The sequence below is a fragment of the Clostridium sp. CAG:43 genome (assembly GCF_000434655.1).
GTDB classification, from domain to species: Bacteria; Bacillota; Clostridia; order Lachnospirales; family Lachnospiraceae; genus Otoolea; species Otoolea fessa.
On the sequence record NZ_FR895108.1, the window covers coordinates 19,253 to 21,365 of the forward strand.

A 2,113-nucleotide genomic window follows, 5' to 3' on the forward strand; every position below is an offset into this window, starting at 1 on the left:
GGGATCGGCGCCTTCTTCACGCGTTCGCCCAGCTTCACATCTCGCACTTCGTACTCACAGCCCTCCAGACGCTTCATAAGCGCCTCCACTTCCTCTTTGCTGTGAATTGCCTTCCTGCCGTCCTTATCGCCGTAATAATGGGCGGTCAGCTTCTTTCTGGAGCCATGTACGTGGAGCTGTGCATCCAGCGTCCAGTATTCTTCCGGTATAAACGCATTGATCTCTTCCTCACGGTCGCAGATCATACGCAGCGCGACCGACTGCACACGACCGGCGCTGAGTCCTCTCTTGACCTTCGCCCAGAGAAGCGGGCTGATGAGGTAACCCACCATACGGTCGAGCATACGTCTCGCCTGCTGTGCATCCACCAGATTTTCATCGATGGCACGCGGCTCTTTTAAAGATGCCTTGACGGCGTTTTTTGTAATCTCATTGAAACTGATACGGTAAACCTTTTTATCTTTCTGTTCATCCAGCTTTAATGCTTTCATCAGGTGCCAGGAGATCGCCTCTCCCTCGCGGTCCGGGTCAGTTGCGAGATAAATCTTATCTGCTTTTTTAACCTCTTTCCGCAGACGCGCCAACACATCGCCCTTTCCCCGGATGGTGATATACTTCGGCTCATATCCATGCTCTACGTCCACTCCCAGCGTACTCTTAGGGAGGTCGCGCACATGACCGCCGGAGGCGTCCACCTCATAGTTGGAACCCAAAAATTTTTTAATTGTCTTGACTTTCGCCGGAGACTCTACAATAACCAGATTTTTTGCCATAACAGACCTCTATATAATCTTCCTAACGTAATATTGATTCATTGGCTGCAGGATCAATCCCTGCATTTCCAGATTTAAAAGCGCAGTCATGCATTCCCCTGCTGTCACCCCACAGCTTTTCATGACCGCTTCCAGATGTTTCGGTTGTGAATCTAGGCAACTATACACCATTTTTTCCGACTTGGCAAGTGCATTTACTGATTTTATTGTTTTTTTACAAGAATTTTTACATTTTATATGGAAGAAATCCAACACATCCTCCGGTTTCGTCACGATCCCCGCCCCCTGTGCAATCAGCCGGTTGCAGCCCTCACTGAGCGGATCGATGCGCCGTCCCGGCAGCGCAAATACCTCTTTTCCCTGCTCCAGCGCCAGATCCGCCGTAATCAGGGAACCGCTTCTTTTTCGCGCTTCCACGACCAGCACCAGGTCGGAAAGTCCGCTGATGATCCGGTTCCGGATTGGAAAATGGGATGCCGTCGGCGGTACACCCGGTCCATATTCTGACAATATGCCGCCTTGTTCACGGATGCGCGCATGCAGCCGGATGCCGGATGGCGGATAACAGGTGTCAATCCCACAGCCCATCACGGCATACGTCAGTCCGCCGCCATCCATCGCGCCCTTATGCCCCGCCTGATCGATCCCCAGCGCCATGCCGCTCACTACCTGCACGCCGTTTTCTGCCAGAATCCGACCGAAATACTCTGCCTCCTGTCGTCCATACGGCGTACAGCTGCGCGCCCCGATGACTGCCGCGGATGGTTTCGCATCTTCTGGAAGCGTTCCACGCACAAACAGCCACATCGGTTTATCATAGATATGCATCAGGCGCTTCGGATATGCCGCCTCACCGCACAGAATGAAACGTACCCCCTGTTCCTCCAGCCTATCGTATTCTTCCACGCGCTGTTTGAAGAGCGGAACCGCTTCCTCCAGCCCCTTTTTCACAGCTTTTCCGAGAAAGGAACATATAAACGGATCCAGTTTCTTCCTATTATATAAAACCCGCTCATAGATTCTCTCAAAACTGCCGCACGATTCATATAATTTAGCCGCCGTCACCGCGCCGATTCCATCCACTCTCGATAACCAGTAGGCATGGATGCGCTCACGGTCGGAATACTGCATATTTTCTGTCAGAAGCACATTTTTATGCGGCGGTTCCTGTGTTTTTCCATATAGTTCCTGCATAGAAAGCTGAGCATTCTGTACATTGCTCTCTTCTTTTCCTATTTCCATATCTTTCCCCCCTATATATGCCAGATCGGCTGCCTTTTACCTTCAAGAATGCCTCGGCATTCTTGCTGCGAGATGCGCGTCATGCAAAGCATGACATA

The 2,113-nt window shown here is 51.3% G+C and carries 2 protein-coding genes (1 of these 2 only partly in view); both read right to left on the reverse strand.

Features of this window, described 5'->3' with window-relative positions:
- A protein-coding gene (topA, locus tag QVO97_RS10350; protein ID WP_022360248.1) for a type I DNA topoisomerase crosses the window boundary here: on the reverse strand, positions 1-773 show its 5' end (the start). 1,321 nt of this gene lie to the left of the window's left edge; 773 of the gene's 2,094 nt are visible here — the first part of the coding sequence; the start codon lies at positions 771-773; the stop codon falls past the left edge of the window.
- Positions 774-782: 9 nt separating this feature from the next.
- Entirely contained in the window at positions 783-2,015 is a 1,233-nt protein-coding gene (dprA, locus tag QVO97_RS10355) for a DNA-processing protein DprA (RefSeq protein WP_022360249.1), read from the reverse strand.
- Between the last annotated feature and the right edge of the window lie 98 nt (positions 2,016-2,113).

Bases quoted from the DNA above. Each gene is read 5' to 3' on its own strand.
- dprA (WP_022360249.1), bottom strand. From the start codon at position 2,015: ATGGAAATAGGAAAAGAAGAGAGCAATGTACAGAATGCTCAGCTTTCT.